This window comes from Streptomyces sp. NPDC058335 (assembly GCF_042723915.1).
Lineage (GTDB): Bacteria > Actinomycetota > Actinomycetes > Streptomycetales > Streptomycetaceae > Streptomyces.
In genome coordinates, this window is sequence record NZ_JBHXHX010000007.1 from 334,528 (window position 1) to 347,516 (window position 12,989).

Annotated in this window: 12 protein-coding genes; 7 read left to right on the top strand and 5 right to left on the bottom strand. The window is 71.4% G+C overall.

Annotation, left to right across the window (positions count from 1 at the left end; genetic code table 11):
- The first annotated feature begins 49 nt into the window (after window positions 1-49).
- Window positions 50-526 (top strand): SsgA family sporulation/cell division regulator, encoded by a 477-nt coding sequence (locus ACFWJX_RS16380; RefSeq protein WP_383242756.1) that lies wholly within the window; start codon window positions 50-52, stop codon window positions 524-526.
- A gap of 11 nt (window positions 527-537) precedes the next feature.
- Here the strand turns inward: ACFWJX_RS16380 and ACFWJX_RS16385 are convergent, their stop codons facing one another.
- On the bottom strand, window positions 538-1,944 hold the full coding sequence (locus ACFWJX_RS16385; protein ID WP_383242758.1) for an FAD-binding oxidoreductase: 1,407 nt from the start codon (window positions 1,942-1,944) through the stop codon (window positions 538-540).
- Window positions 1,945-2,036: 92 nt separating this feature from the next.
- Between ACFWJX_RS16385 and ACFWJX_RS16390 the strand changes: the two genes are divergently transcribed.
- Window positions 2,037-3,515 (top strand): tetratricopeptide repeat protein, encoded by a 1,479-nt coding sequence (locus tag ACFWJX_RS16390; protein ID WP_383242761.1) that lies wholly within the window; start codon window positions 2,037-2,039, stop codon window positions 3,513-3,515.
- A gap of 83 nt (window positions 3,516-3,598) precedes the next feature.
- Here the strand turns inward: ACFWJX_RS16390 and hppD are convergent, their stop codons facing one another.
- The gene (gene hppD / locus ACFWJX_RS16395) at window positions 3,599-4,744 is read right to left on the bottom strand and encodes a 4-hydroxyphenylpyruvate dioxygenase (protein WP_383242764.1); all 1,146 of its coding nucleotides are present in this window, start codon (window positions 4,742-4,744) and stop codon (window positions 3,599-3,601) included.
- A 122-nt stretch (window positions 4,745-4,866) separates the two neighbouring features.
- Here hppD and ACFWJX_RS16400 point away from each other — a divergent pair, with 122 nt between their 5' ends.
- The 5 genes from ACFWJX_RS16400 to ACFWJX_RS16420 are packed head-to-tail and all read left to right on the top strand — an operon-like array spanning window position 4,867 to window position 9,026.
- Window positions 4,867-5,361 carry an Lrp/AsnC family transcriptional regulator gene (locus tag ACFWJX_RS16400; protein WP_383242767.1) on the top strand — a complete coding sequence of 165 codons (495 nt, stop codon included), beginning with the start codon at window positions 4,867-4,869 and terminating at the stop codon, window positions 5,359-5,361.
- A 6-nt stretch (window positions 5,362-5,367) separates the two neighbouring features.
- Window positions 5,368-6,015 (top strand): ABC transporter permease, encoded by a 648-nt coding sequence (locus tag ACFWJX_RS16405; RefSeq protein WP_383242770.1) that lies wholly within the window; start codon window positions 5,368-5,370, stop codon window positions 6,013-6,015.
- Complete coding sequence (locus ACFWJX_RS16410; RefSeq protein WP_383242772.1) at window positions 6,008-7,240, top strand: betaine/proline/choline family ABC transporter ATP-binding protein; 1,233 nt, start codon at window positions 6,008-6,010, stop codon at window positions 7,238-7,240. The genes ACFWJX_RS16405 and ACFWJX_RS16410 overlap by 8 nt, the downstream gene beginning before the upstream one ends.
- On the top strand, window positions 7,237-8,073 hold the full coding sequence (locus tag ACFWJX_RS16415; protein ID WP_383242775.1) for an ABC transporter permease: 837 nt from the start codon (window positions 7,237-7,239) through the stop codon (window positions 8,071-8,073). Before ACFWJX_RS16410 ends, ACFWJX_RS16415 begins: the two co-directional genes overlap by 4 nt.
- A 5-nt stretch (window positions 8,074-8,078) precedes the next feature.
- A complete protein-coding gene (locus ACFWJX_RS16420) occupies window positions 8,079-9,026 on the top strand; it encodes a glycine betaine ABC transporter substrate-binding protein (protein ID WP_383242987.1) in 948 nt (315 codons plus the stop codon).
- Between the two features lie 6 nt (window positions 9,027-9,032).
- On the opposite strand, the gene ACFWJX_RS16425 is transcribed toward ACFWJX_RS16420, so the two are convergent.
- From ACFWJX_RS16425 to ACFWJX_RS16435, 3 genes are all read right to left on the bottom strand, one after another.
- The gene (locus tag ACFWJX_RS16425; RefSeq protein WP_383242778.1) at window positions 9,033-9,824 is read right to left on the bottom strand and encodes a PDZ domain-containing protein; all 792 of its coding nucleotides are present in this window, start codon (window positions 9,822-9,824) and stop codon (window positions 9,033-9,035) included.
- Between the two features lie 311 nt (window positions 9,825-10,135).
- A complete protein-coding gene (locus ACFWJX_RS16430) occupies window positions 10,136-10,780 on the bottom strand; it encodes an IclR family transcriptional regulator (protein WP_383242781.1) in 645 nt (214 codons plus the stop codon).
- Between the two features lie 328 nt (window positions 10,781-11,108).
- Window positions 11,109-12,908: a DEAD/DEAH box helicase gene (locus ACFWJX_RS16435; protein WP_383242784.1), complete on the bottom strand. Its 1,800-nt coding sequence runs from the start codon at window positions 12,906-12,908 to the stop codon at window positions 11,109-11,111.
- Between the last annotated feature and the right edge of the window lie 81 nt (window positions 12,909-12,989).

Genomic DNA, 12,989 nt, shown 5'->3' on the forward strand with positions numbered 1-12,989 from the left:
GGATCCCGCTCTCCCCTGCGTACGGATCAGTACCGAGAGGAGAACGGACATGCATCACACCGTGGTGGAACGGGAGCTGGAGCTCAAGCTCGTCCTGTCGCCGGAACGCAGCATCCCGGTCCCGGCGCGGCTCGGCTACCGCAGCGACGACCCCTTCGCCATCCACATCGGCTTCCACATCGACTCGGACCACCCCGTCCACTGGACGTTCGCCCGCGAACTCCTCGTGGAGGGCGTGTTCCGGCCGTGCGGGCACGGGGACGTGCGGGTGTGGCCGACGAAGGTGGGCGGGCACAGCGTCCTCCTGATGGCGCTGAGCTCACCCGACGGTGACGCCCTCCTGGAGGCGCCCACGGCCCAGGTGTCGGCCTGGTTGGAGCGGACGCTGCGGGTGGTGCCGCCGGGGACCGAGGGTGGGCAGCTCGGCATCGACGAGGCGCTGGCCGAGCTGCTCGCCCCCCTTCCGGCCGACGATCTGTGGCTGCGCGACCCGTGGCCGTCCGACGAGTCGAAGGACGGTGAATGACCGCGCGCGGCTCAGAACAGCTTGCCGGGGTTGAGGATGCCCAGCGGGTCGAAGGCCTGCTTGATCTGCCGCTGCATCTCCACGCCGACGGGGCCCAGCTCGCGAGCCAGCCACTCCTTCTTCAGCACGCCCACACCGTGCTCGCCGGTGATGGTGCCGCCCAGTTCCAGGCCGAGCGCCATGATCTCGTCGAAGGACTCGCGGGCGCGCCGCGCCTCGTCGGGGTCGGCCGCGTCGAAGCAGACGGTGGGGTGGGTGTTGCCGTCGCCGGCGTGGGCGCAGACCCCGATGGTGAGCCGGTACTTCTCGGCGATGCGCTCGACGCCCTCCAGCATGTCGCCGAGCCGGGAGCGGGGCACGCACACGTCGTCGATCATCGTCGTGCCCTTGACCGCCTCCAGCGCCACCAGCGAGGACCGCCGGGCCTGGAGGAGCAGTTCGGACTCGGCCGTGTCCTCGGCCGGGACGACCTGGGTGGCGCCGGCGGCCTCGCAGAGCGCGCCGACGGCGGCGAGGTCGGCGGCCGGGTCCGGGGTGTCGAAGGCGGCGAGGAGGAGGGCCTCGGTGGTCTCCGGCAGGCCCATGCGGGTCAGCTCGTTGACCGCCTTGACCGTCGTACGGTCCATCAGTTCGAGGAGGGAGGGGACGTGGCCGTCGGCCATGATCCGGCAGACGGCGTCGCAGGCGGCGGCAGCCGAGGCGAACTCGGCGGCCAGGACCAGTTGCCGCGGCGGCTGGGGCTTCAGCGCGAGGGTGGCCCGGACGACGACGCCGAGGGAGCCCTCGGAGCCGACGAACAGGCGGGTGAGGTCGTATCCGGCGACGCCCTTGGCGGTGCGGCGGCCGGTGGACAGCAGGCGGCCGTCGGCGAGGACGACGTCCAGGCCGAGGACGTACTCGGCGGTGACGCCGTACTTCACGCAGCACAGGCCGCCGGAGGCGGTGCCGATGTTGCCGCCGATCGTGCACATCTCCCAGCTGGAGGGGTCCGGCGGGTAGGACAGGCCGTGCTCGGCCACGGCGCGGGAGAGGACCGCGTTGACGACGCCGGGTTCGACGACGGCGATGCGGTCGACGGGACTGATCTCCAGGATGCGGTCCATCTTCGTCAGGGAGAGGACCAGGCAGCCGTCGGAGGCGTTGGCGGCGCCCGACAGGCCGGTGCGGGCGCCCTGCGGGACGACCGGGACGCGCAGCTCGGTGGCGGTGCGCAGGACGTGCTGGACCTGTTCGACGGTGCGCGGCAGCACGACGGCGGCCGGGATGCCGGCCGGGCAGAAGCTCGCCATGTCGTGCGCGTAGGCGGCCGTCACGTCGGGGTCGGTGAGGACCGCCTCGGCGGGCAGGCCGTCGAGCAGTCGGTCGAGGAGGTTGCCGGTCACCTCGTCGCGAGGGGCTTCGATACGGCTCATGATCACAGCGTCGCACCCGCCGCCATCGGTGTGAACCCCGTCTGCGGCACCCGGCGGATACCGTCGCGCGGTCGTCGCACTGACGCACAGTGAGCGCCATGGAGAGCGCTACCGAGACCGCCGCCGACGAAGCCGCCGAACCCACGGAAGCCGCCGAGACGCGGCCCGGGACAGGACCCGGGCCGTCGAAGGCCCGCTCCCGGCTGCGTCGGCGGCTGCTGATCGGCTCGCTGGCCGGCTGCCTGGTGCTGGGCGGGGTCCTGCTGTGCCTGCCGGGCGAGGGGGCGGACCCGCGGGCCCCGGCCGCCGCTCCGGGGGCTCAGGCGCAGGCCGCGGTCCGTACCGGGGTGGCCGCCGCGCTGCCCGATCTGGCGGTGCTGATCGGCGAGCGCGAGGCCCGGGTGCGCGCGCATCCGAAGGACGCCCGCTCCTGGGCGGTCCTCGGCGCGGCCTACGTCGAGCAGGGCCGGCGCACCGCCGACACGGCCGCCCACTATCCGAAGGCCGAACGGGCGCTGCGGACCTCCCTGTCGGTGCGTCCCGCGAGGAACACCGAGGCGCTGGTCGGTCTGGCCGCCCTCGCCAACGCCCGCCGCGACTTCGCGGCCGCACGGTCCTGGGGCGAGGCCGCGCGCGAGGCGGCCCCCAAGCGCTGGACGGCGTATCCGCAGCTGATCGACGCCTACACCGGGCTCGGCGAGCACAAGAAGGCGAAGGCCGCGCTGGACCGGCTGCTGGAGCTGCGCTCGGGTCCCGCGGCGCTGGCGCGGGCGGCGGCCGTCTACCGGGACCGGGGCTGGCGCGAGGACGCGGCGGCCGCGCTGTCGGACGCGGCGGCCGGGGCCGTCTCCCCCGCCGAACGGGCGGCGTGCCTGGAGCGGGCCGGACAGCTCGCCTGGGAGCGCGGCGACCGGGAGGCGGCGCTGCGGCACTTCCAGGAGGCGGTGCGGCTCGACCCCGACCAGCGGGCCGCGCAGGCCGGGCAGGGGCGGGCGCTGGCGGCGCTGGGCCGGACCTCGGAGGCGCTGAGCGCGTACCAGGTGGCCCTCGCCAAGCAGCCGCTGCCGCAGTACGCGCTGGAGCTGGGCGAGCTGTACGAGTCGCTGGGGATGACCCAGGCGGCGCGGGTGCAGTACGACCTGCTGCGCGAGCGGGTCCGGCAGGAGGCGGCCGGCGGGGTGGACGGTGAGCTGCTGCTCGGCCGGTTCGAGGCCGACCACGGGGATCCGGCGGCGGCGGTGCGGCGGCTGGGCGCGGAGTGGCGGCGCCAGCCGGGGATCGAGGTGGCGGACGCGCTGGGCTGGGCCCTGCACCGGGCCGGGCGGCCCGAGGAGGGGCTGCGGTACGCCGTGATCGCCACCGACCGGGCGCACGACGGTACGGTGCGCAGCGCGCCGTACACGTACCACCGGGGCATGATCGAGCGGCAGTTGAGGCGGGACGGGGCGGCGCGGCGGCATCTGGAGGAGGCGCTGCGGATCAACCCGCACTTCTCCCCGCTGCACGCCCGGACGGCCCGCTCGGCGCTGGTGGCGCTGGGCGAGCCGTCGATGGCGAAGGTGCCGAAGTTCTCGTAACCGGTTTCGGTAGCGGCTTCCGGTAGCGGCTTCGGTTTCCGGTAGCGGTAGCGGTCTCCGGTAGCGGCTTCGGCAACCGGCTTCTAGAGGTTGCCGCGCTTCTCCTGCTCCCGCTCGATGGCCTCGAAGAGGGCCTTGAAGTTGCCCTTGCCGAAGCCCATCGAGCCGTGCCGTTCGATGAGTTCGAAGAAGACGGTCGGGCGGTCCTGGACCGGCTTGGTGAAGATCTGGAGCAGGTAGCCGTCCTCGTCGCGGTCGGCGAGGATCTTCAGCTCGCGCAGGGTGTCGACGGGCACGCGGGTGTCGCCGACCCACTCGCCGAGGGTGTCGTAGTACGAGTCGGGGGTGTCGAGGAACTGGACCCCGGCGGCGCGCATGGTGCGGACCGTCTGGACGATGTCGTTGGTGTTGAGGGCGATGTGCTGGACGCCCGCGCCGCCGTAGAACTCGAGGTACTCGTCGATCTGGGACTTCTTCTTCGCGACGGCGGGCTCGTTGATCGGGAACTTGACCTTGAGCGTGCCGTCGGCGACGACCTTCGACATGAGGGCGCTGTACTCGGTGGCGATGTCGTCGCCCACGAACTCCTTCATGTTGGTGAAGCCCATGACGTTGTTGTAGAAACCGACCCACTCGTTCATCCGGCCGAGTTCGACGTTGCCGACGCAGTGGTCGATCGCCTGGAAGGTGCGGTGGGCGGGCGGCTCGACGATCGGGCTCGCGGCCACGTAGCCCGGCAGATAGGGGCCGTCGTAGCCGGTGCGCTCGACGAGGGTGTGGCGGGTCTCGCCGTAGGTGGCGATCGCGGCCAGCACCACCGTGCCGTGCTCGTCCTTCAGCTCGTACGGCTCGGCGACCGAGCGGGCGCCGTGCTCCAGGGCGTAGGCGTACGCGGCGCGCGCGTCGGGCACCTCGATGGCGAGGTCGACGACGCCGTCGCCGTGCTCGGCCACGTGCTGGGCGAGGAAGTGGCCCCAGGTGGTGGCGGGCTTGATCACCGAGGTGAGCACGAAGCGGGCGGAGCCGTTCTCCAGGACGTAGGCGGCGGTCTCGCGGCTGCCGTTCTCCGGTCCGGAGTAGGCGACCAGCTTCATGCCGAAGGCGGTGGAGTAGTAGTGCGCCGCCTGCTTGGCGTTGCCCACGGCGAAGACGACCGCGTCCATTCCCTTGACCGGGAAGGGATCGGCCTGCCGGGCGGTGTCGGGAGTGTGGTGTGTGGTCTGCGTCATAGCCGAAGCCTCGCCCCGCTCTGCAAGGTGCGCAATAGTTCGCCGTACCACTGGACAGGCTGTTCAGTGGTACGGCGGTTTCGGCAGCGTTTCTGTACAGGGTGACCATCTCGGAGGCGGGCGTGGCGATCGATCATCTGGACGGCCGGATCATCGTGCTGCTGGCACGGGAGCCGCGGATCGGCGTGCTGGAGATGTCCCGGCGGCTGGGGGTCGCGCGGGGGACCGTGCAGGCGCGGCTGGACCGGCTTCAGTCGAATGGAGTCATCCGCGGATTCGGTCCGGAGGTGGACCCGGCGGCGCTCGGCTACCCGGTCACCGCCTTCGCCACACTCCAGATCCGGCAGGGCCAAGGGGCCGACGTACGGGCCCACTTGGCGTCCGTGCCGGAGGTGCTGGAGCTGCTCACCACGACCGGCACCGGGGACATGCTGTGCCGTCTGGTGGCCCGCTCCAACGCCGATCTCCAGCGGGTCATCGACCGGGTCGTCGGTTTTGATGGCATTGTCCGGGCCTCCACCGCGATCGTGATGGAGAACCCCGTTCCGCTGCGGATCATCCCGCTGGTGGAACAGGCGGCGGACACACGGGAAGGGCCGGGCAGAGCGACGGGGTGAGGGCGTGTGAGCTTCTGGGAGTACCTGGGCAACCGGCACCAGCAGCTGCTCACCGACGCCTACCAGCATGCCAGCGCGGTGTTCCAGTGCATGGTCCTCGCGACCCTGATCGGCATGCTGCTCGGGGTCGTCACCTACCGCAGCGACTGGGCGGGGAACCTCGCCACCACGGCCACCTCCACCATCCTCACGATCCCGTCCCTCGCCATGATCGGCCTGCTGATCCCGGTGGTGGGCCTGGGCGTGCCCCCGACGGTGATCGCGCTGACGCTGTACGGGCTGCTGCCGATCGTGCGGAACTCCATCGTGGGCCTGCGGGGCGTCGACCCGTCCCTGGTGGACGCGGCCAAGGGCATCGGGATGTCCAGGCTGATGCGGCTGGCGCGGGTCGAGCTGCCGCTGGCCTGGCCGCCGATCCTGACCGGCATCCGGGTCTCGACGCAGATGCTGATGGGCATCGCGGCCATCGCCGCCTACGCCTCCGGGCCCGGCCTCGGCAACGAGATCTTCCGCGGCCTCGCCTCCCTGGGCAGCAAGAACGCGCTCAACCAGGTCCTCTCGGGCACCCTCGGGATCATCGTGCTGGCCCTGCTGTTCGACGCCGCGTACGTCCTCGTCGGACGGCTGACGATTCCGAGGGGGATCCGTGTCTGAGTCCCATGGCGCCGCGATCGAGCTGGAGAACCTCACCAAGCGCTACCCGGGCAGCGCGAGCCCCGCCGTGGACAACGTGAACATGGAGATCAAGGCGGGCGAGATCGTCGTCTTCGTCGGGCCGTCCGGCTGCGGGAAGTCGACGACGCTGAAGATGATCAACCGGCTGATCGAGCCGAGCGGCGGCCGCATCCGCATCGGCGGCGAGGACGTCACCGACATCGACCCGGTGAAGCTGCGCCGCAAGGTCGGCTACGCGATCCAGGCGTCCGGGCTGTTCCCGCACATGACGGTCGCGCAGAACATCGCGCTGGTGCCGAAGATGACCGGCTGGCCGAAGGGCCGGATCAAGGACCGGGTGGAGGAGATGCTCGACCTGGTCGGGCTGGACCCCGGGGAGTTCCACAACCGGTATCCGCGCCAGCTGTCCGGCGGTCAGCAGCAGCGGGTCGGGGTGGCGCGGGCGCTGGCGGCGGATCCACCGGTGCTGCTCATGGACGAGCCGTTCGGCGCCGTGGACCCGATCACCCGCGACCACCTCCAGGACGAGCTGATCCGGCTCCAGCACGAGCTGCACAAGACGATCGTGTTCGTCACCCATGACTTCGACGAGGCGATCAAGCTGGGCGACCGGATCGCGGTGCTGCGCGAGCGTTCGCACATCGCCCAGTTCGACACCCCGGAGGCGATCCTCACCAACCCGGCGGACGACTTCGTGTCCGGGTTCGTGGGCGCCGGTGCGGCCCTGAAGCGGCTCAACCTCACGCGCGTACGGGATGTGGAGGTCACCGAGTACCCGACGGTGAGCGTCGACGATCCGCTCCAGACCATCTTCAACCGGATCCGTTCCAGCGGGACGAACGAGATCCTGCTCCTCGACAAGCGCGGCCGCCCCTACAAGTGGCTGCGGCGCGGTGACCTGATGCGGGCCAAGGGCTCGCTGGCCCGCGCCGGGACGCTGGTCACGGACACGGTGACCCGGGACGCGACCCTGCGGGACGCCCTGGAGGCGGTGCTCACCGACAACACCGGGCGGGTCGCGGTCACCGGGCGGCGCGGCGCGTACATCGGGGTCGTCGACATGGAGACGCTGATGAACTCGGTGCACGAACTGCTGGAGGCCGACCGGCTGGAGGCGCTGGAGGCCCAGCACGAACTGGAGGAGGCCCGAGCCGCGCAGACGCACGCGGAACAGGAGGGCCCCGGCGGGGAGGTGAAGGCGTGAGCACCCCAGAGCTGGACGACCGGCCGGACGACCGGCTGGACGCTCGGCTGGGCGAGGAGGACGAGCCCCCGGCTCCGCCGTCCGCTCCCCCGCGCCGCCGCATCGGCTGGCAGAAGCTGACCCTCGTGCCCGCGTTCCTGGTCGCGATGCTGCTCGCCACCTGGCTGTGGTTCGCGCAGGCGGACCTGGACTCCCTCTCCGAGAACGCGCTGTCCGACGGCCAGGTGTCCAAGGCGCTGTGGCAGCACGTCGAACTGACGGCGATCTCCACCTTCTTCGTGCTGATCATCGCGATCCCGCTGGGCATCCTGCTGACCCGGCCCGCCTTCCGCAAGGCCACCCCGGTCGCCATGACCTTCGCCAACATGGGCCAGGCGACCCCCGCGATCGGGCTGCTCGCGCTGCTGGTGATCTGGCTCGGCATCGGCCGCACGGCGGCCCTCATCGGGATCATCGCCTACGCCGTCCTGCCGGTGCTGTCCAACACCATCGCGGGCCTGAAGGCGAACGACCCGACGCTGCTGGAGGCCGCCCGCGGGATCGGCATGTCCCCGGCCGGGGTGCTCACCCGCGTGGAGCTGCCGCTGGCGGTCCCGCTCATCCTGGCCGGGGTCCGTACGGCGCTCGTCCTGAACGTCGGCACGGCGACCCTGGCGACCTTCGGCGGGGGCGGCGGCCTGGGTGTGCTGATCACCACCGGCATCACCAACCAGCGCATGCCGGTACTGGTACTGGGCTCCGTCCTGACCGTGGCCCTGGCCCTGCTGGTCGACTGGCTGGCCTCGCTGGCGGAGGTGCTGCTGCGACCGCGCGGCCTGGAGGTGGGGCAGTGAGAAGGATGCCGTTCTGTCTGGCGGGGCTGCTCGTGCTGGCCTCCGGCTGTGGCCTGACCAGCGGTTCCCCCATGGTCGACGACGTCTCCCCCGGCTCGATCGGGCAGGGCGAACCACTTGAGGGCGCCCATCTCACCGTGACGTCCAAGTCGTTCACCGAGAACCTCATCCTCGGCGCGATGATGGGCATCGCCTTCGAGGCGGCGGGCGCGGAGGTCCTGGACCGTACCGGCATCCAGGGTTCCATCGGCGGCCGCGAGGCGATCCGCAAGGGCGACGCCGACGCCATGTACGAGTACACGGGCACCGCCTGGATCACGTACCAGGGCAACAGCGAGCCCATCACCGACCCGCGGAAGCAGTGGGAGGCGGTGCGCGACGCGGACGTGCGCAACGGGGTGACCTGGCTGCCGCAGTCCCGACTGAACAACACCTACGCGCTGGCGATGAACCAGGCCAACTACAAGAGGTACGGCACGAAGACGCTGTCGGAGGTGGCCGAGCTGTCCCGGTCGGACCCCAAGGCCGTCACGCTGTGCGTGGAGAGCGAGTTCGCCAACCGCGCGGACGGACTGCCGGGCATGCAGAAGGCGTACGGCATGAAGGTGCCGGCCAACCGGATCACGCAGATGGACACCGGGATCATCTACACCCAGGCGGCGAAGGGCAGTTGCACCTACGGCGAGGTCTTCACCACCGACGGCCGCATCAAGTCCATGCACCTGGTGGTGATGGCCGACGACAAGAAGTTCTTCCCCAACTACAACGCGGCCCCCGTGATCAACACCGAGACCTTCGAGAAGTGGCCGGCCATCGCCGAGGTCATCGACCCGGTCACCGCGAAACTCGACAACGCGGTGGCCCAGGAGCTGAACGCGAAGGTGGACGTCGCCGGCGAGGACCCGCACCAGGTCGCCCTGGACTGGATGAAGGCGGAGGGGTTCGTGAAGTAGGGGCCCTCAGCAGCTCGGGACGGAGCCGCTGCCCTTCTCCAGGGCGACCAGGGCGCTGACCGCTCCCTCGAGGGTGGACACCGGAATCAGCCGCAGGCCCTTGGGGAGTTCGGACTTGGCGTCCGAGCACTCGGCCTTCGGCACCAGGAACACGGTCGCGCCGTCCCGGCGGGCGGCCTGCGTCTTCAGGGCCACACCACCGACCGCGCCGACCTTGCCGTCCGCGTCGATGGTCCCGGTACCGGCGATCGTACGGCCGCCCGTGAGATCGCCTCCGCTGCCGTCGCCGTCGAGCCGGTCGATGATCCCCAGGGAGAACAGCAGGCCCGCACTGGGGCCGCCGACGTCGGCGAGCTTCAGCGTGACCTCGATGCCGTCGTCGGCGCGGTCGAGGTACCTCAGGGCGGCCTCGGTCGCGGTGTCCTGGGACTTCTCCATCTGCTCGGTGTTGTACCGCTCGATCTCCTTCGTGCTGTCCCCGGCGGGGTAGACCGAGTCACGCGGCATGACGGCCTGGTCGGTACGGAACCAGCCGTCGATCACATCGCCCAGGGTGATGTCCGCGTCCGGGCCGGTCGCCTCGATGGTCGTCATCCGCAGCTGCCCGGTCGTGTCACGGGTCGGCGCACCGGAGATCGTGATGACGGGCGTGCCCTTGTTCTCGCCGAGCACGTTCGCCGTCATCCCCGGCTGCGCCACCGAGAACGGCAACGGCGCCAGCCCCACGGTGGCGAGCAACGCCACCAGCGGAAGCGCACAGACGGCAAGGGCCTGGGGACGTGTGAGGCGTGAGAGCACGGGGCCAATCTAACGCGACCGCGACGCCGCCCAGTCGCGGGCCCGCGCCCGCCGCAGCCTGCGGCTACCCGCCGCAGCCTCCGGCTGCCTGCCGCCATCTGCGGGCATGTGTGCCTCCCCCGATGCCCTGAAGGGCCTGAGGGGATCCCCAGGGCGATGGGGGTCAGTCCCCCGCTCGAGCGGGGCCGAGGGTGGCGGAGGGTGGGCGCAGGGGCCACCCCGCAGCACCGGGCCGCGCGACCCGCCCCCCGCCCCGCCCCACTCCCGGCCCCGCCCCCGGCCGAGGGCTCCGGCCACGCTCGGCCGAGCGGTCAGCGCAACGCCTCCGCCACCTCCCGGGCCGCGTCCATCACCCGCTGCCCCACCCGTTCCGGCACCGCGTCGGCCAGCATCACGACACCCACGCTGCCCTCCACCCCCGTCACGCCCAGCAGCGGCGCCGCCGCCCCGCTCGCGCCGGCCTCCAGTTCGCCGTGGGTGAGGGTGTAACCGGGTTCCCCGGAAGCCGTCCGCTGCCGGGCGGAGAGGATCGCCTTGCCCGCCGCACCCCGCTCCAGCGGATGCCGGAAGCCGGCCCGGTAGGCCACGTGGTAGTCGGTCCACGTCGGCTCGACGACGGCGACGGCCAACGCCTCCGCCCCGTCGACGAGCGTCAGATGCGCGGTCGCCCCGATGTCCTCGGCCAGCGACCGCAGCGCGGGCAGCGCGGCCTCGCGTACCAGCGGGTGCACCTGCCGCCCCAGCCTCAGCACCCCGAGTCCGACCCGGGCTCGTCCGCCCAGGTCACGTCGTACGAGTGCGTGCTGCTCCAGTGTGGCGAGCAACCGGTACACAACGGTCCGGTTCACGCCCAGTTTGTTGGAAAGCTCGGTGACGGTCAGCCCGTGGTCCGTATCGGCCAGCAGTTTGAGGACCCTCAGTCCCCTGTCGAGCGTCTGGGAGGTCTCCGCGGTCACGACGCCCACTCCTTAAGTGGTGAGGTCGGCGGCCTCCACAGCGGCGGATGCGTCGCCGAGTCCCGTCAGCGACGCGCGTCAGAGGCCGCCGATCGGCAGAGGGGTCCGGCGTGTCCGGACCCGGTCGCTTCACGGCTGCGCTCCGCGGCGGCGCTGCCACGGGGCGTGTGCGTAGCGGGACAGTAGCGAAGCAGGTTCGCTGAGCGGAAGGCTCCGTCCAGAATCCGGTCACTGGCCGGTATGGACTACCTGTGTTTGTCCCGATACGTACAGTGCGCGACCGACGCCGTGCGCCCCCTACCGGCGTGACGGTGGACGCCCGGGGGCGTCACTTCATCCGGGTCGCCCACTCCTGCACCTTGGCGATGCGCTGCCGCAGCTGTCCCGCCGTCGCCTCCGCGCTCGGCGGTCCGCCGCACACGCGGCGCAGCTCGGTATGGATGACACCGTGCGGCTTGCCGCTCTGATGGACGTACGCGCCGACCATCGTGTTGAGCTGCTTGCGCAGCTCCATCAGCTCCTTGTGGGAGACGACCGGCCGCCGCTCGGCCGGCAGCTCCAGCAGGTCGGCCTCACCGTCCGGCTTCTTGCGGCTGTGCGCGATCTGCTTGGCCTGCCGCTTCTGGAGGAGCAACTGCACCTGCTCGGGCTCCAGGAGTCCGGGGATGCCGAGGTAGTCCTGCTCCTCCTCGCTCCCGGGGTGGGCCTGCATGCCGAACTCGGCCCCGTTGTACATGACCCGGTCGAAGACGGCGTCGGACTCCAGCGCCTCGAAGGGCAGCATCTCCTGGTCGCCGGTGTCCTCGTCCTGCTGCTTCTCGGCATCCTGGAGGAGCTTCTCCTCCTCGGCGTACGGGTCCTCCTCGCCGTCCTTCTTGGGCTTGTCGAGGACGTGGTCACGCTCGCGTTCCATCTCGTTGGCGAAGCCCAGGAGGTCGGGCACGGTCGGCAGGAACACCGACGCGGTCTCGCCGCGCCGCCGCGACCGTACGAAACGGCCGACGGCCTGGGCGAAGAAGAGCGGCGTGGAGATGGTGGTGGCGTACACGCCGACCGCGAGGCGCGGCACGTCGACGCCTTCGGACACCATGCGCACCGCGACCATCCACCGGTCGTTGCTCGCGCTGAACTCGTCGATCCGGTTGGACGCGCCGACGTCGTCGGACAGGACGAGGGTCGCCTTCGACCCGGTGATCTCCCGGATCAGCTTGGCGTAGGCGCGGGCCGATTCCTGGTCGGAGGCGATGACGAGCGCACCCGCGTCCGGGATGGCCTTGCGGACCTCGGTGAGCCGCTGGTCGGCGGCGCGCAGCACGCTCGGCATCCACTCGCCGCGCGCGTCCAGCGCCGTACGCCAGGCCTGGCTGATCGCGTCCTTCGTCATCGGCTCGCCGAGGCGTGCGGCGATCTCGTCGCCGGCCTTCGTGCGCCAGCGCATGTTGCCGCTGTAGGAGAGGAAGATGACGGGCCGCACGACGTTGTCCGCGAGGGCGGAGCCGTAGCCGTACGTGTAGTCGGCGGACGAGCGCCGGATGCCGTCGTTGCCCTCCTCGTACGTCACGAAGGGGATCGGGTTGGTGTCGGAGCGGAACGGCGTACCGGTGAGCGCGAGCCGCCGGGTGGCCGGCTCGAACGCCTCCAGGCAGGCCTCGCCCCAGGACTTGGAGTCACCGGCGTGGTGGATCTCGTCGAGGATGACGAGGGTCTTGCGCTGCTCGACACGGTTGCGGTGCAGCATCGGCCGCACGCCGACGCCCGCGTACGTCACGGCGACGCCGTGGTAGTCCTTGCTGAGCGGCCCCGCGCTGTACTCGGGGTCCAGCCGGATGCCTATCCGCGCGGCCGCCTCCGCCCACTGCTTCTTCAGATGCTCGGTGGGCGCGACCACGGTCACCTGCTGCACGACGTGGTGGTGCAGCAGCCAGGAGGCGAGGGTCAGCGCGAAGGTCGTCTTGCCGGCGCCGGGCGTGGCGACGGCGAGGAAGTCGCGCGGCTGCTCCTGGAGGTACTTCTCCATCGCCCCCTGCTGCCAGGCGCGCAGCTTGCTGGCGGTACCCCAGGGGGCCCGGCCGGGGAAGGCGGGGGAGAGGTGGTGGGAGGTGGGGGTGGAGGCGGCGGTGGTAGTCACGGTCTCCGGTTCGTGGGTCGTTCGGGTTCGTGCGGTTTCGCGCACCGTGCGGCTTCGGGCGGCACCGTGCGTATGACAACC

Bases quoted from the DNA above. Each gene is read 5' to 3' on its own strand.
- ACFWJX_RS16420 (WP_383242987.1), top strand. From the start codon at position 8,079: ATGCCGTTCTGTCTGGCGGGGCTGCTCGTGCTGGCCTCCGGCTGTGGC.
- ACFWJX_RS16390 (WP_383242761.1), top strand. From the start codon at position 2,037: ATGGAGAGCGCTACCGAGACCGCCGCCGACGAAGCCGCCGAACCCACG.
- hppD (WP_383242764.1), bottom strand. From the start codon at position 4,744: ATGACGCAGACCACACACCACACTCCCGACACCGCCCGGCAGGCCGAT.
- ACFWJX_RS16380 (WP_383242756.1), top strand. From the start codon at position 50: ATGCATCACACCGTGGTGGAACGGGAGCTGGAGCTCAAGCTCGTCCTG.